At 68.1% G+C, this 20762-nt stretch carries 17 protein-coding genes and 1 pseudogene; 1 reads left to right on the top strand and 17 read right to left on the bottom strand.

What is annotated here, in order from left to right:
• Positions 1-591: 591 nt before the first annotated feature.
• A pseudogene (locus tag ACTVZO_RS13870) lies at positions 592-924 on the top strand (ISAzo13 family transposase); the annotation flags it as partial.
• An 844-nt stretch (positions 925-1768) separates the two neighbouring features.
• On the opposite strand, the gene ACTVZO_RS13865 reads toward ACTVZO_RS13870, so the two are convergent.
• The 17 genes from ACTVZO_RS13865 to ACTVZO_RS13785 form a co-directional block, all read right to left on the bottom strand.
• Positions 1769-2986: an ABC transporter permease gene (locus ACTVZO_RS13865; protein WP_443298678.1), complete on the bottom strand. Its 1218-nt coding sequence runs from the start codon at positions 2984-2986 to the stop codon at positions 1769-1771.
• Positions 2983-3687: an ABC transporter ATP-binding protein gene (locus tag ACTVZO_RS13860; RefSeq protein ID WP_443303163.1), complete on the bottom strand. Its 705-nt coding sequence runs from the start codon at positions 3685-3687 to the stop codon at positions 2983-2985. The genes ACTVZO_RS13865 and ACTVZO_RS13860 overlap by 4 nt, the downstream gene beginning before the upstream one ends.
• 5 nt (positions 3688-3692) lie before the next feature.
• Positions 3693-4961 (bottom strand): peptidoglycan-binding protein, encoded by a 1269-nt coding sequence (locus ACTVZO_RS13855; RefSeq protein WP_443298677.1) that lies wholly within the window; start codon positions 4959-4961, stop codon positions 3693-3695.
• The gene (locus tag ACTVZO_RS13850) at positions 4958-5509 is read right to left on the bottom strand and encodes a hypothetical protein (protein ID WP_443298676.1); all 552 of its coding nucleotides are present in this window, start codon (positions 5507-5509) and stop codon (positions 4958-4960) included. The genes ACTVZO_RS13855 and ACTVZO_RS13850 overlap by 4 nt, the downstream gene beginning before the upstream one ends.
• Positions 5510-5778: 269 nt before the next feature.
• A complete protein-coding gene (locus tag ACTVZO_RS13845) occupies positions 5779-7293 on the bottom strand; it encodes a sensor histidine kinase (RefSeq protein ID WP_443298675.1) in 1515 nt (504 codons plus the stop codon).
• The gene (locus ACTVZO_RS13840; RefSeq protein ID WP_443298674.1) at positions 7293-8021 is read right to left on the bottom strand and encodes a response regulator transcription factor; all 729 of its coding nucleotides are present in this window, start codon (positions 8019-8021) and stop codon (positions 7293-7295) included. The genes ACTVZO_RS13845 and ACTVZO_RS13840 overlap by 1 nt, the downstream gene beginning before the upstream one ends.
• A 126-nt stretch (positions 8022-8147) precedes the next feature.
• Entirely contained in the window at positions 8148-9035 is an 888-nt protein-coding gene (locus tag ACTVZO_RS13835; protein ID WP_443298673.1) for a serine hydrolase, read from the bottom strand.
• A gap of 208 nt (positions 9036-9243) precedes the next feature.
• Positions 9244-9912: a response regulator gene (locus ACTVZO_RS13830; RefSeq protein WP_443298672.1), complete on the bottom strand. Its 669-nt coding sequence runs from the start codon at positions 9910-9912 to the stop codon at positions 9244-9246.
• A complete protein-coding gene (locus tag ACTVZO_RS13825; protein ID WP_443298671.1) occupies positions 9909-11282 on the bottom strand; it encodes a sensor histidine kinase in 1374 nt (457 codons plus the stop codon). The genes ACTVZO_RS13830 and ACTVZO_RS13825 overlap by 4 nt, the downstream gene beginning before the upstream one ends.
• A gap of 80 nt (positions 11283-11362) precedes the next feature.
• Positions 11363-12205, bottom strand: coding sequence for an ABC transporter permease (locus ACTVZO_RS13820; protein ID WP_443298670.1), 843 nt, complete (start codon positions 12203-12205; stop codon positions 11363-11365).
• Positions 12202-13134, bottom strand: coding sequence for an ATP-binding cassette domain-containing protein (locus ACTVZO_RS13815; protein ID WP_443298669.1), 933 nt, complete (start codon positions 13132-13134; stop codon positions 12202-12204). Before ACTVZO_RS13815 ends, ACTVZO_RS13820 begins: the two co-directional genes overlap by 4 nt.
• Positions 13135-13330: 196 nt before the next feature.
• Entirely contained in the window at positions 13331-14362 is a 1032-nt protein-coding gene (locus ACTVZO_RS13810; RefSeq protein ID WP_443298668.1) for a hypothetical protein, read from the bottom strand.
• Positions 14359-15297 carry an N-acetylneuraminate synthase family protein gene (locus ACTVZO_RS13805; RefSeq protein ID WP_443298667.1) on the bottom strand — a complete coding sequence of 313 codons (939 nt, stop codon included), beginning with the start codon at positions 15295-15297 and terminating at the stop codon, positions 14359-14361. Before ACTVZO_RS13805 ends, ACTVZO_RS13810 begins: the two co-directional genes overlap by 4 nt.
• Positions 15294-16532, bottom strand: coding sequence for a cytidylyltransferase domain-containing protein (locus ACTVZO_RS13800; RefSeq protein WP_443298666.1), 1239 nt, complete (start codon positions 16530-16532; stop codon positions 15294-15296). Before ACTVZO_RS13800 ends, ACTVZO_RS13805 begins: the two co-directional genes overlap by 4 nt.
• Positions 16529-17848 carry a DUF6716 putative glycosyltransferase gene (locus ACTVZO_RS13795; protein WP_443298665.1) on the bottom strand — a complete coding sequence of 440 codons (1320 nt, stop codon included), beginning with the start codon at positions 17846-17848 and terminating at the stop codon, positions 16529-16531. Before ACTVZO_RS13795 ends, ACTVZO_RS13800 begins: the two co-directional genes overlap by 4 nt.
• A gap of 546 nt (positions 17849-18394) precedes the next feature.
• Positions 18395-18733 (bottom strand): antibiotic biosynthesis monooxygenase family protein, encoded by a 339-nt coding sequence (locus ACTVZO_RS13790; RefSeq protein WP_443298664.1) that lies wholly within the window; start codon positions 18731-18733, stop codon positions 18395-18397.
• Positions 18730-20382, bottom strand: a complete 1653-nt coding sequence (locus ACTVZO_RS13785; protein ID WP_443298663.1) for an FAD-dependent oxidoreductase — start codon at positions 20380-20382, stop codon at positions 18730-18732. The genes ACTVZO_RS13790 and ACTVZO_RS13785 overlap by 4 nt, the downstream gene beginning before the upstream one ends.
• Positions 20383-20762: the final 380 nt, after the last annotated feature.

Below are 20762 nucleotides of genomic sequence, written 5' to 3'. Positions count from 1 at the left end.
CGTTCACCGGTGGACGAGCCGGGCCCCGGCATCCCGGCGACCCGCGCCATTTAGCTGGCTCTGGTGACACTCCGGGGAGAACTGAGGTTCTTCGACACTTTCCGTGAAGCGAGCTGTCAGTGGGCCAGGAGGATGTGTCTGCGGAGGAGATCGAACCCGGCCCGGCCGTGCTGGCGGGTGAGGAGTTTGATTCTTGTGACGCTGCCTTCGACGGCGCCGGAGCTCAGCGGGAGTGTGAGTCCGTCGGTGAAAGGAAAGGTCCTTGCGGAGCCCTTTGGTGAAGGTGCGGATCTCCTTGACCTGGGACTCGAGCCAGTCTCTCAGCCGGTGTCCTTCATGGCGGCGCAAGATCGCGGTGAAGCCACGGGCCAGACGGCAGGCCTCGGCGATCTCCGGGCAACGTCCGCAGACATCTTGAGGTCCTGGCGGGCCTGGCCGCTCCGGTGGCTTTGTTGGTGAGTTTCAGGTTCTGGCACAAGATCTGTGCCAGAACCGAGTCTTGGTTGCATCCGGTCGCACGCCTGGCCCTCGGCTGAGGGTGATGCAGATCCTTAAGTCGTGGCTTTCCGTTCGGTGGTTCGTTGGTTTGGCATGAGCGGGTTGGATGGGCAACGGGCCGTGATGGCAGCCAAGTTCGAGACGATTCCGCGCCTCGACGAGCGGCAGCATCGCCTGCTGATAGGGGCGGAGGCCCATTCCCTCGGCCACGGCGGGATCAGAGCAGTTGCCCGTGCCGCCAGTGTCCGTGAGGCCACAGTGTCTATCGGAGCGGGGGAACTCAACTCCGGAAAGGCGCCGTTGGGACGCATCCGCCGGCCCGGCGCTGGCTGCGAACGCATCGTCGACCGAAACCCAGCTGTTAGGGAGGCACTCCTCACGCTGGGTGAACCCGATGCCCGCTCGTTCGATGCCGTAGCGTGGACGATGTCCATTAATCAAAGCTGGCTGCTGTGCTTATCGGACCCGAGTGCCCCGCCCTCTTTGGAGGAGCGGGGCATTGCCCTTCCCGAGACCGGGTGGCTCGATACCCATCGCATCCTGGCCGTCAGAACCGTAGGCGTTCGGCGTGCGGTAGGGCTCCCGCAAACTGCTCGCTATGGGAGAGCATACGTACCCATCGCGCTCCGCGAACTCGTTAGGCGCGGAGAAGGCGTTCAGGACCCGACTCGCCGATCGCACCCATCTCCTGAGAGTCGCCTGGCCATGGAAATTGGTACCGCACGTCGTGCGTTGCGCCGCAGCATCTCGTAACCCGGGGCCAACCTCCAACGGGAGCGAGGGATCTGCCGGGTCGGTGCACGACGATCCGCCGAGGCCGCAGCGGCGGCCTTCCGGGCGAGGCCCACTGCACCACTATCCTGGACTCGAGTGACGCTGATGGCGAATCCGTTGCGCGGCAGGCCCTGAATTCTTCTGTCGACCAAGTGCGGTGCGCCGCCCGGGCTGGTTTGCCGATCCTGTCCACGCGGGGCACGCGCTGACCGCTTTCTCTTCTGCCCGTTAGGGACTCAGTTCGAGCATCGGTTATCCCGGCCCTGGGTGGACCACGGCATCCCCGCGCACACGTGAACGTGAAGCAAGCAATGTGTCAACATGCTTGACCTTGTCGTTCGAGTTACCTCCAGCCGGAACGGCGTACGGGTCCGGGTCGCTCGGTTCTGCCCACTCGTCGGCGAGGACGTCTCGGGGGCGCGCCGCGTTGTTCCAGGCCTGTTATGAAGGTGGTGCCCTCTGCCTCGGGGGCTGTGGGTAGAGGGCACCGCTGCTTTCAGGAGGCGGCGAGTGCTTCGGTCGGGGGTAGGCGGGCGGCTCGTACTGCGGGGTAGAAGCCGGCGAGTCCGCCGATGATGAGGGTGGCGCCTACTCCTCCGGCCATGGCCCAGGCGGGTACGACGGTGGGCCAGCCCTGGTAGGTGGCGTAGCCGGCGGTGACGCCGATGCCTAGAAGCACGCCGCCGGCGCCGCCGAGGGCGGACAGCAACAGGGATTCGCACAGGAACTGGGTGCGGATCTGGCCTCGTGTGGCACCCAGGGAGCGGCGCAGGCCGATTTCGGCGCGGCGTTCCAGAACGGAGATGACCATGGTGTTGGCCACACCGACGCCTCCGACGAGCAGTGCGACGGCTCCGAGTCCGAGGAGCAGTCCGCTGAGGGTGTCGTCGGTGGCTTCCTTGGCGGCGAGTGCGTCGGAGGGTCGGGAGACTTCTACTGAGCTGGGGTCTTCGGGGTTGGCGGTGGCTCCGAGTACGGCTTGTACGTCGGTTACGGCGGTGCTTTCCGTGCGGGTGTAGATGTTGGTGGGGTAGCCGTCGAAGTCGAGTTCGTGTTCGGCTGCTTCCCAGCCGACGAAGGCGCCGGCGTCGAGTTCGGGTGCGAGTTCGTTGGGTTCGAGGATTCCGATGACGGTGAACCACTGTCCGCCCAGCCATACCTGGGTGTCGGGGTCTGCCTTGGAGATCGCGAGTTGTTCGGCGGCCTTGGGGCCCAGGACGACGGCCGGGTATTTGCCGTTGGCGTCGTTGAGCCACTGTCCGGTGGCCACTTGGCCGCCGACGGTGGCGGGGAGGTCGGTGCGTGCCGCGTACACGCCGATGCCTCCGGTCTCCTGCTTGGGTATGCGGTCGTTGCGGTAGACCTTGGCGTCGGTTTTACCGGTGGCCGATACGGATTCGACGGAACCGATCCTGGCGACCATGTCGACGGCTTCGGCGGGCAGGTGTGCGTCGCCGCCGCCGAAGGACTGGCCTGGGGAGATTGTGAGGAGGTTGGTGCCCAGCGCGTCCAGTTTGCGGTTGAGTTCTTCGCTGGAGGAGGTGGAGATGCCGACGACGCCGATCATGGCGGCGATGCCGATGGCGATGCCGAGTGCGGAGAGGAATACCCGCATGGGGCGGGAGCGCAGGCCGGAGCCGCCGACGCGCAGTACGTCGGAGGGGCTGAGGCGGGCCGCCTTCGGGCGTGGCCTGGTGGGTGCTGACGTGGTCATGTCCCGGCCCTCTCGTAGGCGTGGTCGGGATGGGCGGAGTCGTGTTCTATGTGGCCGTCCTTGATGCGGACCTCGCGGGGCATGGATGCGGCGATGTCTCGGTCGTGGGTGATGATCACGACGGTGGTTCCGGAGTCGTGCAGTTCGTGCAGCAGCTCCATCACGACCGCTCCGGAGCGGGAGTCGAGTGCGCCGGTCGGCTCGTCGGCGAGCAGCAGGGGCGGGTCGCCGAGGACGGCGCGGGCGATGGCGACGCGTTGTTTCTCGCCGCCGGAGAGCTGGTGGGGTTCGTTGTAGAGGCGGTGGCCCAGACCCACACGGCGCAGGGTCTGTTCGGCGAGCCTGCGGCGTTCGCCGCGGGGTTTGCCGCTGTAGAGCAGTCCGTCGGCGACACTGTCCAGTGCGGGGACGCCGGGGGCGAGGTGGAACTGCTGGAAGACGAAGCCGATGGTGCCGGCGCGCAGTGCGGACAGTTCGCGGTCGCTGAGGTCGGAGATGTCGTGGCCGTCGATGGCCACGGTTCCGGTGGTTGGCCGGCTGAGTGTTCCGATGATGTTGAGCATCGTGGATTTACCTGAGCCGGAGGGGCCGACGACGGCCAGGAGTTCTCCGCGCTGTACGACCAGATCGGCGCCTGCCAGGGCGTCGACCTCCCCGTACGTCTTGGTGACGCCCGTCAGCTCGATGACCGGCGGGGAGATGGGGCTCACTTGGGGACCCCTACGACCAGGCCCGCGGTGATTCCCTGGCCGGAGACCTCGACCAGTCCGCCGGCGAACATGCCGAGCTCGACCGGCAGGTATTCGAGGCCCTTGGTGCCTACGGTCTCCAGTGCGTAGCCTCCCTCGCGCAGTGCGACCAGGGCGTTGATGGGGACGGCGAGGACGTCCTTGCGGGTCTCGGCCTCGAAGGTGACGTCGACCGGCGCGGCCTGGTAGCGGCCGAGCTTCGTCTGGTCCTTGACCTCCAGCTTCACGGGGAGAGTGGCGTCGGCGGAACTGGCGCTGGAGGTGCCGCTGCCGCCGGTGCTGCCGGTGGCCGGAGCTGCGGTGGCCGCCGTGCCGATGTCCTTGACCGTGGCATCGAGTTTGGTGCCGTCGGGGAGTTTGATCGTGGTCTTGGTGCCGTCGTCGACCAGGTCTTCGAACTTCACCTCGAGGTCGACGGTGACGATGCGGTCCGTGCCGGTCCAGGTCAGGATGTCCCCGGTGGGTGAGCCTCCGCTGGTGGCCTTGACGTCGGCCACGCGCCGCTCCCCAGTGGCCACGACCGCGTCGCCGGGTGCGAGGGTGCCGCTCTCTTCACGTCCGAGGTCTTCCTGCCACGCCTTCACGGCGGTGGCGGTGGCGTCGGTGTACTCGTCATCCACGGTGAAGCCCGTGTAGCCGAGGGCTGAGAGGTTTTCCTCCAGCAGCTTCACGTCCTTGCCTTCGCTGCCCGGCTGGATCGTTCGGTAGAGAGGCGTCGAACCGTACAGCAGCGGCACCTTGCGGTCATCGATGCTGTAGACAGTGGCGCCGCGCTTGATCGTGTCGCCCTCCCCCGGCAGCCAGGTGATCACGCCCGAGCCGCTACTGGTTGTGCTCTGTCCGCCCTGCGCTGCACTGGAGGACGAGGAACCAGCGGACGAGGAGTTGCCGGAAGGTGGTGCCTGCACCGCGGTGGCGTCGCCGTATCCGAGGTTTCCGTTCACGGTCTCGGTACGCGTCAGCGAGGTGGTCTCGACCTTCGCGGTCTTGGGCGGGCCCGCCGGTGCCGCGGAGGCTGTCGTGTCGCCGTCTCCGCCCAGGGCTCCGGTCGCGGCGGCCACGCCGGTGGCGGCGACGACGGCTACCGCGACGGCGATCAGGGAGGTGCGCAGCGGGCGCTTCCTGCGGCGGTCGGCCGGCGGGGCCTGGACGCCGGGGCCATCCGAGCCGGCACCGGCACCGGCGTCGGCGGTCAGCAGGTTCTCGGTGCTTTCGTGGAGGGTCACTTCGCGCCTCCCATCATGCCGCCGAGGAACTCGCGGCATTCACCCATGGCGTCCTGGAACTTGGGGTCGCTCATGTTCATCGATTCCCGGTCGAAGCCCTCAGGCCCCGGGTCGTCCATGTCGACGCCGTTCTCACGCATGCAGGCGGCGAACTTCTTCATGTTCTCCAGCTGCGCGGCGTCCGGATTGCCCTGGCCGCCGCGGTCCTTCATCGCCTGCGGGGCCTTGTCACGGCAGGCTTCCATCGCCGTGCGCAGCGCGTCGGAGTTCGCTCCCCCGCCCATGACCGACTTCATGTCCAGCTGCCCGGTTTCCGGGTCCGGGTCCTCCATGTCGACGCCGTTGTCGCGCATGCAGCCCACGAACTCCTGCGACTGCTCGGCATCGCTCTTGTCCGAGGCGCCGCCGCCCGTGGTGCCGCCCTCACCGTTGACGGAGGCCACCTTCGAGGTGTCCCCGTCCGTGCCGCCGCAGCCTGTCAGCAATCCCATCGCCACGATCGCGGCGGCCGGCAGCGTCAGTGCACGCACCTTGAGTGCCCCTCGCATCCTCACCACTCCTCTGTATCCGAATGCCGCCGGTCATTGGAGTGGCCGGCGGGCCCGTACGAGTGGTGATGCTGGCAGTCGAGGTTCAGCGGACCCTGGGCCCAACCTCAAAGCCACCTGGGAATCTGGAGAAGGTTCACGGCAACGGCAGAATCAAGCGGCGTCGCCTCGATCGACAACCTCGGCAAGCGTATGACGGACGAGGCCACCCAGCCTGGTGAGGAACTTACTAGGCGATAACTGACTTTTCGCCTACATTAAACGCCCACTCAGAACAGCGGGAGGGCTACCCGGAACGTCGCCCCGGTCCCCGGGCGCTGGGCGGCCAAGTCCAGGCGGCCGCCGTGCGCCTGGATGATGGCCGCGGCGATCGACAGTCCCAGCCCTGCACCTCCGCCGGTCCGTGCGGGGTCGGCGCGGTAGAGACGCTCGAACACATACGGGGCGTGCGCGGGCGGCACGCCGGGACCCGTGTCGGCGACCTCGATCACTGCGGCCGGCCGGTCCGCGGAGATCAGGCCGCCGGTTGCTGCCAGTGCCGGGCCGAGTGCGTCGGGCCGCCTGGACCCGAGGCGTATCGTGATCTGCGCGCCGGGCGGAGTGTGCCGGTCGGCGTTGGCCAGCAGGTTGCCGAGCACTTGGCGCAGCTGCAGCGGATCACCGATGACAACCATGGGTTCGATCAGTCCGCCTGATTCGTCCAGGTCCAGGATCCGCACTATCCGGTTCGTGGAGCGGGCGTGAAGGGCTCGTGCCACGTCCAGGGTGAGTTCCAGGAGGTCGACGGGCAGCTGCTGCGGTGCGCGCTGCTCGTCGAGCCGGGCCAGCATGAGCAGGTCCTCCACGAGCACTCCCATGCGTGCGGCCTCTGCCTCTATGCGGCGCATCGCGTCCACGGGGTCACCGCCGCGCCGGTAGAGCTCGGCGAACCCGCGGATGGAGGTCAGGGGGGTGCGCAGTTCGTGTGAGGCGTCGGCGAGGAAGCGGCGCAGCTTCTGTTCGGAGGCCGTGCGTGCATCGATCTCCGACTCGACGCGGACAAGCATGGCGTTCATCGCCATGCCCAGGCGGCCCGGCTCCGTGTGGGGATCGGTATCCGGTACGCGCTGTGAAAGGTCTCCCGCCGCGATGAACCCGGCGGTGGCCTCCATCCGCGTCAAAGGGCGCAGGCCCACCCGAACGAGGAACGCCGCCCCCGCCCCCAGCAGGGCGAGCGCGCCAGCCACGACGGCTGCGTCGATCAGCATCAGCCGGTCCGTGGTCTCCTCCACTTGAGCCAGGGAGATGGCCGTGACGATGAACCCGCCTTGCTCCAGGCCGGTCGTCGGCTCGACCACCTTGACGACGGCCCGCCAGTCGGCGCCGCCGTCCTCTCCCGGAACGGTGAACGGAACACCCGCGTGCCCGGCCAGTTCCGCCACCGAAGGCAGGGCGGGGCCCGGTTCGGGGTCGTCCGTCGGGTACACCACACGCTTGCCGCCCTGCTCGAACAGGTAGATCCGAGCGTCGGAACCAAACACCCCCGACAGGAACTGGTCGCCGGGCGCGGGCGCGCGCGGCCCGTCCGGCCCAGGGTCGGCGAGGCTGCGCACCATGCGCTGCTGCTGGCCTCCCCAGCCGGGAACGGCCAGCTGCCGGTCGACTCGGTCGACAAGGTAGGAGCGCAGCAGGATTACCCCGGCCGTGCTGGCGCCGATCAGGGCGACCGCGGTCAGGGCGGCACTCACCACGACCAGCCGGGATCGCAGCGTCCAGTGCCGCCACCGGCGGGGCCCAGACACCATCACCGGACTCCGTGCGGCAGCCGCAGCGTGTACCCCACTCCACGGACGGTGTGGATGAGTCGCGGACCGGTGGAGTCGAGCTTCTTGCGGAGGTAGTAGACGTAGGACTCCACGATCCGGCTGTCGCCGCCGAAGTCGTAGGACCACACCCGGTCCAGGATCTGCGCCTTGCTGATGACCCGGCCCGGGTACTCAAGCAGGAAGCGAAGCAGGTTGAACTCGGTCGGCGACAGCTCGATGCGCCGGCCGCCCCTGCGCACCTCGTGCCGGTCCTCATCCAGCTCCAGGTCCGCGTAGCGCAGTACCGGATCCGGTACGGCCTGGGCGTGCGCCCCTGTGGGGGCGCCGGTCCGGCGCAGAATCGCGCGGATCCGCAGGACCACCTCCTCCAGGCTGAACGGCTTCGTCACGTAGTCGTCGCCACCGGCCGTCAGCCCGCGGATCCGGTCGTCCATCGAGTCTCTGGCCGTGAGGAACAGCACCGGAACATCCTGCCCAGCCGCACGAAGTCGGGCCGCCACCTCGAAACCGTCGAGATCGGGAAGCATCACATCCAGCACGATCAGCCCCGGCCGCGTGGCCTCCGCGGCTGTGAGGGCTTCGAAGCCGCTCGCCGCCGCGACGACGTCGAAGCCGACCAGACGCAAGGTCTGGGACAGCAGGTCGCGGATGTTCGGCTCATCGTCGACGACGAGCACAGTGGTCGGTGAAGGTGCGGAGTCGGTCATGGTTTCATACGTATCGCACCAACCTCAAAGGAAGCTGAGAGCCGGCTTCACGCCGCGCCAGAAGTGACCGGCCCCGGCTGGGATGATCTACGAGATGCGCGTGCCAACTGGCCGGGCCAATGAGGGTCAGGACGCTCTTCCAGTCGTTTGGATGACTGAGGCGGCGGCCTGGGTGGCGGCCTCGACGAGTGCTATGCCGTCCGCCTGGGTGAGATTGCCGTCGGAGAGAACCGCGATGACGCAGTCACGTCCGTCGACCTGTACCCGCCCGATGCTGTTGATATCCCACAGGCCGGTCGCGGTGCGTGGAAGCCAGCCGTTCTTGAGCGCCGCGCTGGAATCGACGGCGGACACCCCCCAGTCCTGACCTGCCGCCACGTTCTCCATTAGCTCCTCGATGAAGTCCCTGTCGGCCTTCGCCAGGAGTGACTCCTGCCCGAGTATCGCGTTGAGCAAAGTCAGTTGATCTTCGGCTGTGGTCTGGGTGAGGCCCCAGTTGCCGTTCTGGCCGGCGGAGGTGGCTGTCAGGCCGAGCCGTTCGTTTGCGGCGTCCAGACCCGGTGCACCGCCGATGGTGTCCCACAGGGCGTTGGTCGCGGTGTTGTCGCTGTTCACGATCATGTTCGTCGCCTGGGTTCGCTCGCGCGAGGTCAGCGCCCGCCCCGCATCCCGGGCTTGCAACAGCAGCGTGGCCAGGATGTCGACCTTCACAATGCTCGCGGTGTCGTAATGACCGCCATCGAACACTGCGCTGTCACCCGATTCCACATCCAGCACCGCCACCGAGATCCGCGCGTCGCCAGTCAATGCCACGTGAGCGAGCTCAGCCGCCAGCAGATCGTCCAGATCGACCACCTCGGCCTGGGGTGCCGCGGCCGCCTCGGCTTCGGCACTCCGGCCGGGCGTCGGCGCCGGCGAGGACAACGCCGCGACGGCAGCCGTGCCCAATGACTCATGTCGCAGGCTCGCCGCACCGGCGACGACGCAACCTAGGAGGGCGGCGGTACCCGTCACAACGACGAGCAGACGACGGCGTGCGGTGCGACGTGGGCGGCGACGAGATCCGGATCCAACCATGCCGCGACGCTACGAATCACACCTGTGCGCACCCTGGGACCATGTTCAAAGCCGTCTGTGAGTTTCCTCGAAACAGCGCCCACGGGGATCAGAGCGCCGTCAAGGCCGACGTACCGGGACCGGCCGTTTCCGGCGCCTCAGGAAGTCAGGAAGTCGTGTGTGCCAGGCCCGTGGCATAGGCGATGATCACCGCCTGTACCCGGTCTCGGGCTTCCAGCTTCGCAAGAACACGGCCCACGTGCTTCTTTACCGTCGACTCGGACAGGCCCAGACGTTCGGCGATCTCTGTGTTCGTCCATCCCTGGCCGATCGCGATGAGGACCTCCCGTTCTCGCTCACTGAGCAGGCGCAACCGGGGGTCGGCGCCTGGGGGCCGGTGCTCCGGCGGACGCAGGTCACCCGCGTGGGCGTCAAGGAGGCGACGGGTCATTTTGGGTGACACGACGGCGTCCCCGGCCGACACCGACCGGATGGCGGCGAGGAGCTCGTCGGGCATGGCGTCCTTGAGGAGGAAGCCGCTGGCGCCGGCGCGCAGGGCAGCGTAGGCGTACTCGTCGAGGTCGAATGTGGTGAGGATGAGTACGCGGGAACGGCCGCCGGCCGCGACGATGCGCCGGGTCGCCTCGATGCCGTCCATGCCGGGCATCCGCACGTCCATGAGGACCACGTCGGGGTGGAGCGAGGCGGTGAGGCGGACAGCCTCAGCGCCGTGGGTGGCTTCACCGACCACTTCGATGTCGGGTTTGGTTTCCATGAGCATGACGAAACCCAGCCGCTGCAGCGGCTGATCGTCTGCGATCAGCACAGTGGTCAAGGCGTTCTCCTGCCGCCGGGCCCTGGACCGGGCTCGGGCTGGGGGGCGGGAGCTTCCCCCTCGTGGGCGCCGTCGGGCTCTACGTCGAAGGCCGCGTCCACCGTCCAGCCGCCTCCTGCCCGGGGGCCGGCGGTGAGGGTGCCCCCGTACATTGCGGCCCGCTCTCGCATACCGATGATCCCACGGCCGGCCTGAGTGTGGCCCGGGTCTGTCCGGGGCGGTTGGGTCGACTCGGGTGGCGCACCCGTATCGGAGATTGCGACGCGGACTCGACCGTCGTGGAACTCGATGGTGATGCTTACGGACGAGTGGTAGCCGGCGTGCTTGAGAGTGTTGGTCAGAGCTTCCTGGACGATGCGGTACGCCGTCAGCTGAACGCCGCTGGTCAGCTCGGAGAGACTGCCGCTGGTCCGGTACGTGATGCGGGTACCCGCCGCCCGAACGCGCTCGATCAGGGCTTCCAGGTCAGCCAGGACTGGTTGAGGGGTGAGCACTGCCTCCTCGGCACGGTCCTTCATGACGCCGAGGACGCGTCGCAGCTCCGTGAGTGCCTGGCGTCCCGTGCCAGAGATGATGCGCAGTGCCTCGGCGCTGCGCTCGGGGCGGCTGGCGGCGAGAGATGCCGCGCCATCGGCGAGGCCGATGATGACCGCGAGGTTGTGGCCGACGATGTCGTGCATCTCGCGGGCCACTCGCGAGCGTTCAGCCGCCGCTGTGAGCCGTGCTCGTTGCTCTTGCTCGATCTGCAGCCGGGTGGCGCGGTCCTCCACCGCAGCGAGGTAGGCACGCCTGATCCGGAAGACGAGCCCCAGAGCCAAGGCGGCCGTCGCCGTCCCGACCAGGAAGAAGACGGCGAGCCAGGGCTGCTGCGTACCGGACCGGAACGCAGCGAGCGCGAGACCCGCTACGGTCACGGCCGCCGCCCAGGGGATCACTTTCAGTGGCCCGTACAGGGCGAGGCTGTACAGGACCAGGAGCAGGCTGATACCGCTCGGCAGCCAGATCGAGATGATCCACTGCGTCACACAGGTGACCGCGACCACGCTGAAGGCGACGGTCGGTGCCCGGCGCCGCCACCACAGCGGCAGAGTGAGACCGACGTGCAGCAACAGGACGACGACGGCCGGCGGTTCACTCACTCGCTGCGCCGACATGGGCGGTCCGGTCTGTCCCCCGACGAGGTACGGCAGGCCCAGCAGGGCCACGAAGATCACCACACCGGTATCGAGCATCCACGGCCGCCGGTGGTCGAGGTGCTGGAGCCGTTGCTGCCATCCGAGCAGCCGGTCCAGGAAGGGGTGCCCGCCCAACCTCTCCGACCGCGCGGAGAGCGCCGTGCGGGCAACCGGGCCCGAGCCCCTGTGAGGCATAGGCGGATACCTGTTCTCATCTTCCATCGTGCGGACCAGAGCCTTCCGATGAGCGGACGTCCCGGAGCGGCTGATGGTGCTCAGACGTCCGTGCGTACCAGGCGCAGGGCCGCTCCGCCGAGCACCAAGGCGACCCAGCCGGTTAGAACAGCCAGGCCCGCCCCCGGGCTGAGGGCGCCCGAGGACTGATGGAGACTCATCATCGCGTCGCCAGCGTTGCTCGGCAGGTAAGGGCCCACGGTGTCGGCCCAGGAATCGGGAAGCAACGACGTCAGTCCGGGAATGATCATCAGACTCGCCACGAGCGCGGCGATGCCGCCGGCCACCGATCGCAGCAGGGCGCCCAAGGCGACGCCCAGGACTCCCGCCAACGCGAGGTACAGGGCAGCGCCTGCCAGGCTGCGCAGTACACCGTCGTCGGAAAGAGACAGTGCCGCGGACGTTCCACTGACTTGGGTGCTGCCCACGAGGAAAGCGGCCAGCACGGCCACGGCGCAGGCGGCCAGGGCGACGGCTGCGAAAGTGAGGGCTTTGGACCAGAGGACCGGCAAGCGCCGCGGTACGGCGGTCAGTGTGGACCGGATCATGCCGGTGCTGTACTCGCCTGCAGCCACCAGGACTCCAAGGACACCGATGGCCAGCTGGGCGAGCGAGGTGCCGGTCAGGGCTAGGCCGACCGCGTCGGAAGCGGGGGCGGGGCCGACGGCGGGTTGCGCCGCGGCGCCAGAGGGGTCGAACGAGGCCGAGGCGATGAAACCGAAGGCCACGAGAATGAGCGCGGCCACACCCAGGGTGATCCAGCTGGAGCGAAGCGACCAGAATTTCGCCCACTCGGAGCGGAACACGCGTGGTGCGGTCACCCGGTACCGGGGGCGGGTGGTGGCGGGGATTTCCCGGGGTTTGGTGGAAACGCTGCTGTTCATGCCGCCCTCTCGGAATCGTCGTGGCCGGTGCTGGTGTACTCGACGGAGTCACGGGTGAGATCCATGAACGCCTCTTCGAGCGAGACTTCGCGCGGTGTGAGTTCGAAGATGGGCACGCCATGCTCGGCGGCGACCATTCCGATCTGGCGGGCCTCCAGCCCGCTCACATGCAACTCCTCAGTCCCCGCCGAACCAGTGATCTCCACGCCCGGACCGGCCAGCAGCTCCCGCAGACGGGCCGGCTGGGCCGTGACCACTTTCACTCCGCTGCCGTCGGCTTCACGGACGAAGTCCGCCACCGTGGTGTCGGCCAGCAGCCGCCCCCGTCCGATGATCACCAGGTTTTCGGCTGTGAGTGCCATCTCGCTCATAAGGTGGGAGGACACCAGGACCGTGCGCCCTTCGGCGGCCAGGTCGATGAGGAGGTTGCGTACCCAAAGGACGCCTTCGGGGTCGAGACCGTTGACGGGCTCGTCCAGCATCACAACGGCGGGGTCGCCCAGGAGCGCGGCCGCGATGCCCAACCGCTGGCCCATGCCCAGCGAGAAGGCTCCGGCGCGTTTGCGGGCCACACTCGCAAGACCGACCAGTTCGATGACCTCGCTCACCCGGCGTCGCGGGATTCCGTGGGTGTAGGCCAGCGTCGTCAGATGGCCTTCGGCGGTCCGGCCCGGGTGGATCGACTTGGCTTCCAGGAGCGAGCCGATCTCCTGGAGCGGCGCGGCGTGCTCCGCGTATCGCCTTCCGTTGACCGTGGCTGTGCCAGCGGTGGGGGCGTCCAGACCGACGATCATCCGCATCGTGGTCGACTTGCCGGCGCCGTTCGGTCCGAGGAAGCCGGTGACAGCTCCCGGTTTGACCGTGAAGTCCAGTCGGTCGACGGCGGTCTTGACCCCGTAGCGTTTCGTCAGCTCGCGTACCTCGATCACCAGTGCACCTTTCCGTCAGCGGTCGGGCCATCCCCGAGTGCGGTACCTCCACGTTAGGAAGCGGAGACGACTCGGGGATGGCACCGTGGGAGACACCTTGGGGGGGCAGTGGTACCTGAGTACACCTCCGAGGCCACGGGTCGGCCAGGCTCGATGAGCCCCCGATTGGGCTGTTGGCGGTCCACACGGGAAACGGTCACGAGTGCATGATCCGCAGTCGGTGCCGGTTGCGGGCTGTAGTGATCACCTCCTCAAGGAAGGCCCGGACGCGGTCGGGGGCGTCCCGTTTCAGCCAGTCAACGGCACCGTCGTGGACCACCACGTCGACGCCTGTGCCTGCCAGGACTGCGGGCAGGGTATGCACGATCGTCGACGCGAAGCTGACCACCGTCCGCCCCACGGGGCCCGTGCGCAGGGCCAGTTCCAGCGGCAGCTCCGGCATGATGATCTCGGCGCCGGTCGCCCGGGATATCCGCTCCAGCTTGCCGGGGTCCTCCCTGCGGTGGGCCAGGTAGCGGCTGCAGCCCAGCTCCTTGGCCAGCGCGACGACCTCGGCCACGTACCGGCCTGGGTCCACCAGTCCCGTCTCCGCCAGCGACGTGCCGACCAGATCGGTGCCGGGCCGTACTTCGGGCGGCCCGAATCGGTCGCGGGTCCAGGAGTACGCGTTCACGGTGACCACCCCTCCGGGCGGCAGGAGCAGATCCTTCGCGAGGGAGGTATATACCTCAAGGCGCCGGCCGTGGCCCGGCGTGAGCAGGCGCGTGGTGCGATACGCGGCGGCCGGTGGCGGCCCGGTGCGGTGCCAGCGCACCAGGGGCCGGCCGGCGAGCAGCTGGGTGGCGAGTTCGAGCGTGGCCGTGCCGTCGTCCACCAGGACGACATCCCGCGCCGTCCTTGCCAGCGGCAGCAGTTGCTGAATCAGGCCGGAGAACGGATCGCCGATCACCAGCCGCTCCGCCCCGGCCAGCTGCGGGGCCAGTACGGCCCCGCTGTAGGCCAGAGCGGCCGGGTTGCGGCGAAGGTCGTGCACGCTCACGCGGATACCCTCGGCGACGGCGAAGGGGGCCATCGCGGCCAGCTGGCGGCGCGTGGTGGCGTCGCGGGGCAGCAGCACTGCGGCCCGTACCTGCCCGGGATCAGCCGTGCCATGCCGCTCGCCCAGCACCCACTCAACGAGGTTCAGAAGCTGGGCGGGGCTCTCGATCAGCGCGAGCGTGCCGCTCACGATGCGGCTGCCAGTGCGCGTTCGGCGGCCTCGCGCTCGGCAATCACGCCGGGGAAGCGGCGGAGCTTCTTCATCGGGCCGAGCTCCCCCTCGTAGATTTGTTTGATTCCGTCGCCGAGCGCCTCCTCGATGATGCGGACGTCGCGCACCAGGCGCTCCAGGCCCTGCGGCTCGACCGAAGCCGCCTGATCGGAGCCCCAGTGAGCGCGGTCGAGGGTGATGTGGCGCTCAACGAAGACCGCGCCGAGGGCGACCGCGGCCAGAGTGGTCTGCAGGCCGATCTCATGTCCGGAGTAGCCGATCGGGACGTTCGGGAACTCCGCCTGAAGGGTGTTGACCATGCGCAGGTTCAGCTCCGCATTCTTCGCGGGGTACGTCGAGGTGGCATGGCAGAGCACGATGTTGCCGCTGCCGAGCACCTCTACTGCATGCCGGATCTGCTTCGGGGTGGACATGCCGGTGGAGAGGATGACCGTCTTGCCCGTGTCGCGCAGGGCGCGCAGCAGCTCGTCATCGGTCAGGGACGCGGAGGCGACCTTGTGGACCGCGATGTTCTCGAACTTCTCCAGGAAGGCGACGGCCTCGGTGTCCCACGGGGAGGCGAACCAGTCGATGCCGCGGTCGGCGCAGTGCTCGTCGATGGCGCGGTACTCGTCCTCGCCGAACTCCACGCGGTGGCGGTAGTCGATGTAGGTCATCCGGCCCCAGGGGGTGTCGCGCTCGATGTCCCACTGGTCGCGGGGGGTGCAGATCTCGGGGGTGCGCTTCTGGAACTTCACGGCGTCGCAGCCGGCTTCGGCGGCCGCGTCGATCAGGGCGAAGACATTCTCCAGATCGCCGTTGTGGTTGATGCCGATCTCTCCGGTGATGTACACCGGGTGACCGGGGCCTACGAGGCGGTCGCCGATCAGGCGGGCGCGTATGGGGAGGGTCATGACTTGTACAGTTCCTTTCCGAGTAGCCAGGCGGCTATCTCCCGGACAGCTCCGTGTCCGCCGTTGCTGGTCGTGGTAGTCCTGGCGGCGGCACGGGCTTCCGGTTGGGCGTCGGCGACGGCGACGGGCCAGCCGACGAGGGTGAAACACGGGAGGTCGTTCACGTCGTTTCCGGCGTAGAGCACCCGCTGGGGGTCGACTCCCTGCTCCTCGCACCACTGCTTGAGTGCGAAGTCTTTGCGGTCGATGCCCTGAATCACCGGCACGTCCAGCTTCCGGGCACGTGCGGCGACGACCGGGTTCTTCTCGGTGGACAGGATCAGCACCTTCAGGCCCGCCCGGCGCAGTGCCGCGATGCCGAGCCCGTCGCCGCGGTGCACCGCGACCGTCTCCCGGCCCGAGGCGTCGATCCACACCCGGTCATCGGTCTGAGTGCCGTCGAAGTCGATGACGACAGCGTCCACGTCGGCGCGTGTGGGTGCCGGCATGGGCACCACCTCTTCGCAGGTTTCGTCGTAGCCGTCGACGAGCGGTGCCAGAGCGTGCGCCCGTTCCAGGTCTGCGGGCTCGTCGATCTCCAGGACGCGCGCGGGATCCGTGGGAACGAGTACCGTTCGCCCGAAGAATCGGTGGCCCTCTTTGCGGAAGCCGGCGGAGCGCATCGCGTACGCGGCCCCTGTCTCCACAAACTCCTGCGGCCTGTCCTGGCGGCGCAGCCGATACGTCTTGTTGTGATTGACGCCCTGCGCGCCGGCCTCACCCGCCTCGGCCGGGCTATCGCCCTCCCGCCATACGAAGCCGTGGAAGGGCGCAACGGTGTGCGCAGTATCAGCACCGTCGTCGAGCACGCGGGCGACCACACCCGAGACCTCCGACGTCGTGAGGAACGGGCTGGTGCACTGAACCATCACCAAGACGTCCACGGTGACACCGCGATCCGCCTCGAACCTGTTCAGCGCGTGCATCAAGGCGGCCTCACTGGCCGACGAGTCGCCCGCGATGATCGCGGGACGCACGATCACATCGGCGCCGGCGACGGCTGCCGCGGCTGCGATGGACGCGTCGTCCGTGGAGACCACCACGTCCGTCACCCGCCCGGAGGCCAGACAGGCACGCACCGCACGCGCGACAAGAGGTACGCCGCCAACCAGTGCCACGTTCTTGCCGGGCACGCCCTTCGAGCCGCCCCGGGCGGGAATGACAACCAGGACACGGGGTACGTGGCCGGTGCTCACAACTGACCTCCTATCCGGCGCAGAGCCGGCGCGACTCGCTGATACCCGAACTGGTACACACGCTTGGCAAGCGGCCTCAGCATCTTCCGCAGCTGTCTCAGAACGAGGCCGCGCGCCCCAGGCCCACCGCTGAGCGGCACAGACAGCGGCCTGCCCCGTTCGTCCAGGCCATGCCTGGCCAACAGCTCAGGCAGATAGAACGAAGCGCGCTCAGGCGTGTAATACGGTGCGATCGCAGGCAGCGGGCCGGCGGCGCGCAGTGCGGCGATCCGGGCCCGGGCTGAGGCGTACGGATCGGATTGGCCGATACCTTGATGCGCTGTCCAGTGTGGGTCTGGCAGCGGAACATTTCCCTCGTCGATGTCTGACCAGGAGGCCAGGCAGCCGGAGTTGGTGAAGTAGTGGTTGCCGTGTGCCTCGCGAACCCCGAAGTCCGTAAGGATCGCCGTCGGTATCCCACGGTGCAAAGACTCCAGGGCGGCCGTCGAGGAGACAGTGACCAGGAGGTCTGTACGGTCGAGGACTTCTCCCATATTCCCGTATACCAGCTGAAGATTCGGCGGCACCGGATTCTCCAACTGCCCGATCAGCGACTGATAGGGATGCGCCTCTATGTGCGTGGTGTGTTCGCCGGGCAGACTCCGCAGCTTCATCAGCACCATCCTCTCCGGATAGCGGCGCGCGTGGGCGGCCGCCCGTTCGAGCAGGCGAAGCCGGGCCCGCCGATTCCTCGGAACGGAGGGCTGCACGGCGAAACACACCGTGAACGGCCTGGTGATACCTGCCATCGTGGGGTCGTACGCCTTCTCGTCCATGAAAGGAAGTGCCGCTTCCACCACGGACGTCTGATCGGCGCCGACACCCTTGAATACGTCACGGAACCGGTCGGCGTCATAGGCGCTGTTGGCCAGCACGAGATCGGCGCCGGCTCGGGTGAGCAGACCGTCGACGAGTTTCTCGTAGACCACTCCCACATAGCCCGTAACCGTGATCGGGCGATGTTCACGAGCCGCCCAGTTCAGGGACAGAGAGTGCAGCAGCGACACGGTGGTGCCGCCAGCGGTGGCGAACACCACCAGATCCGCGCTCGCCAGTTGTCCGTCGTCAATGAGATCGGCGGCATCGATGTCCCTGCGGCTGTCCGGCACCACGCCGATCTCCGCGAGCTGACGCTCAGTGGGCGTCGCCCGGGTCCGCAAGAAGTACGCCTCCAGCACATGGCCCGGGGCGATCCGGCGAGCGACCGATGCACCCCATTTCCAGCGGGTGTCCGAATCGGCTACTACGACGACCCGATGACGTTCTTCTCTGATCACGGATGAAGGCCCTTACATACACGGTCGAGCACGCCCTCGGCGAAAGACAAGGGGCCGACGCGTTCGGTGGGACGAGGTTCAGCCGAAGCTACAGACGCAACGTCAGACACACCTGGGGCCAAGATGGGAGTGGCCTGGAAGCTGAGTCAGACCCTCCTTGTACAAAGCCGAAACTGCAGCGTCTCCGCCGTCTCGCCGACGGTTGAACAGGAACATCGGGCGGGCGAAACGGCCACAGGCGAAGCCAGGATGATCCAGCCGGGCTTCGCTGTGCCGGGCCCCTTGGAGGAAGTCGGCCACAGAGGGTCCGACAGCTTGACCGTGCGCTGGCGTTGCCCGGCCGTCCGGCTGGTGCCGGAGTGCAGGTCCCAGGACTTGAGATCACCCCCCCCCGTATCCGACCGCGTGAAGTCATACCGGTACGCGTCCGGGCCACCTGAACCGGCGTCGACAAGGCCGGCGTCCTTGCCTGCGTGTGACACGGGCGGACCGGTTGATCCGGACTCCTCGTCGAACTCATCACCGCCGTCTGCGCTGACCACACGTTCAGTGATGCAGGGTGCCGTCCCCTTGGGTGGCAGGCTTCAGCTCGAAGGCGAGTTCGTAGGTGTTGGCGTCGGCGGAGTCCGCGATCCCCGCCAGCCGGGCCAGGGCCTGGGGGAAGCTCGGCAGGCTGTGAGCGGTGTCGAAGTCCTCCTTGCTCGCCCATAGCGTCACGTTCGCGACGCGCGACCCGTCCAGGCTCCGATACAGGAACGAGTTGCGGACCCCGGGGTGTCCCTCGGACGCCACGTCGTCGGTGATGGTCTGGCCCATCACGTCGATCAGCGTCTGCTGCTTCTCGATGGCGACGGTGAACAGGTTGATCGCTACGAACGAGGTCACATGGGCTCCTGCGGGGTACGGCCAAGCAGGCCGGTGAGTGCAGTCCGGAAGCCGGTCAGGGGGCTGTCCTGGTCGGAGGGGCTTGTCCAGGCGATGAACCCGTCCGGCCGCAACAGGCTGGCGCCGGTCGGGGTGAGACCGAAGGTGTCCGCCCAGGTGCCGTCTGGATCACCAAGGTCCCCGTCTGGCCCGATCCGGTAAAGGGTCACGGGCACGGCCAGGCCTTCGGCGATCTTCACAGCGTCCTCGGCCCAGTGGGCCTGCGGCGCGGCCAGCAGCGTGAAGCCGTAGCTGGTCAGGTCGATGGTGGACACCCGCTGGCCGGCCTGTTCCAGGCTGACGTGGGGGGCTCGTGTGCCGGGCCGCCCAGTGGGCCACAGCGGATTCTCTACGGGGGCGGGGCCGGGGAGGCTGGGGACAAGTGGTTCCACCATGTCGGGTGGCCTGCCGGACACGGCTGCGGAGCGGTAGCAGTACCCCAGGACGACCTCGGGGAACTCGATCTCGGGGCCGGGGGGCAGCGGGGCGCCGGGCGACATGTCTTGCAGCATGGAGCGGAAGGCGTAGCCGACGACGAGATCGGCCGCCGGGCGCCGTTCGGCGTCGTAGGTGTCCAGGAGGCCGTCCGTGGCCTGGCCGTGGTGGACTGCGGCGAGTTTCCAGGCGAGGTTGTGGACGTCCTGCACGCCGGTATTGGCGCCCAGACCACCCCACGGTCCGTTGACATGGGCCGCGTCGCCGGCCAGGAAGACCCTGCCCGCACGGTAACGGTCGGCTACCCGCGCGGCGATCTCCCAGGGCAGCACCCCGACGATCTCAGCGTCCAGGTCAGCCTGGCCCACGCCGGCGCGAACAATCTCCAGGCAGCGGGCTGGGGTGAAGTCCTCGACCCGCTCGCCGTTCTCCGGATCGAAGGGCGCGCTGAGCTGCCACATGCCCTTGTCCGCGTCCCGGCGGACAAGATGCCCCCCGACGCTGTCGAGGAACGCTGCGAACACCTTGCGACCGGGCGTGAGGGCCCTCAAGTCCGCCCGGAAGTAGAGGGCCAGGCGGTGGGCGAGGTGGCCGGGACCATGGCTGGTAATACCCAGCCTGTCGCGTAGCGGAGAGGAGGCTCCGTCGGCGGCGATCATGTAGGAGGCTCGGATGCCCGACTCCTCGCCGGTCGTTCGGTCGCGAAGGTGCGCCTCGATACCGTCAGGTGTGTCGTCGAAGCCGATCAGCTCTGTATGGAAGCGCAGCTGGGCACCGAGGCGTTCGGCGTGGCGGCGTACGATCGGCTCCACCCGGTCCTGGTCGGCCACGCACATGGACGTCGGGCTCAGGTGCTGCGGCACCGCTCCGCTCGCGGTGTTGATCCAGACGAGATCCGGGTCGGCCAGGGTCCACCCCTTGCCCAGCTGGCCGCTCTCGTCCTCCCGCTCCGCGATGGCCAGCAGGTCGCGTTCCAGGGCCGGTTCCACACTTCGGTACAGCTCCATCGTGCGGACGTTGATACCCCGGAACCGGGGGTAGGTGGATGTGCCCTCGTGACGCTCGACCAGGACGCACGGGACGCCGCGATGGGCGAGGAACAGGGCACTCGACAGTCCGACGATGCCACCGCCGACGATCAGCACGGGCAGGGAACCAGGGTCTCGTGAACGCATGACAGCGAAAACTACCGGCTGCAACGAATCTCGCACAGTAGGTGAACGGCGGTGCGCGAGTCGCCGCCGGTGGCGGGATCGGCGCCAGCACTGCCCCTGTCTCCAGCCCGAAATGATCCAGAGCCATCCGCAGTTCAGACTGGCGAATCCGGGTGGGCATGGCCGCCTCAGGCTGCAGCAGGGATCCGGAGCGGCTCATACCACCGCCGTACGGGCCGGCAGGCGTACTGCATCGGCACTACGGGAAGCTGCCTGCACGCAGACGACGACTCCGTGGCCGCCTCTGGGCAGGCTGGAGGCTGCGGAATCGCGGCCGGACCTTGACTCCGGGCGCTCCGACACCTTGTACGCATCCCCGAGCGGCGCAGCAGCACCGTGCT

The organism is Streptomyces sp. IBSNAI002 (assembly GCF_052244475.1).
Lineage (GTDB): Bacteria > Actinomycetota > Actinomycetes > Streptomycetales > Streptomycetaceae > Streptomyces.
This window is presented reverse-complemented; position numbering and strand designations above follow the sequence as displayed.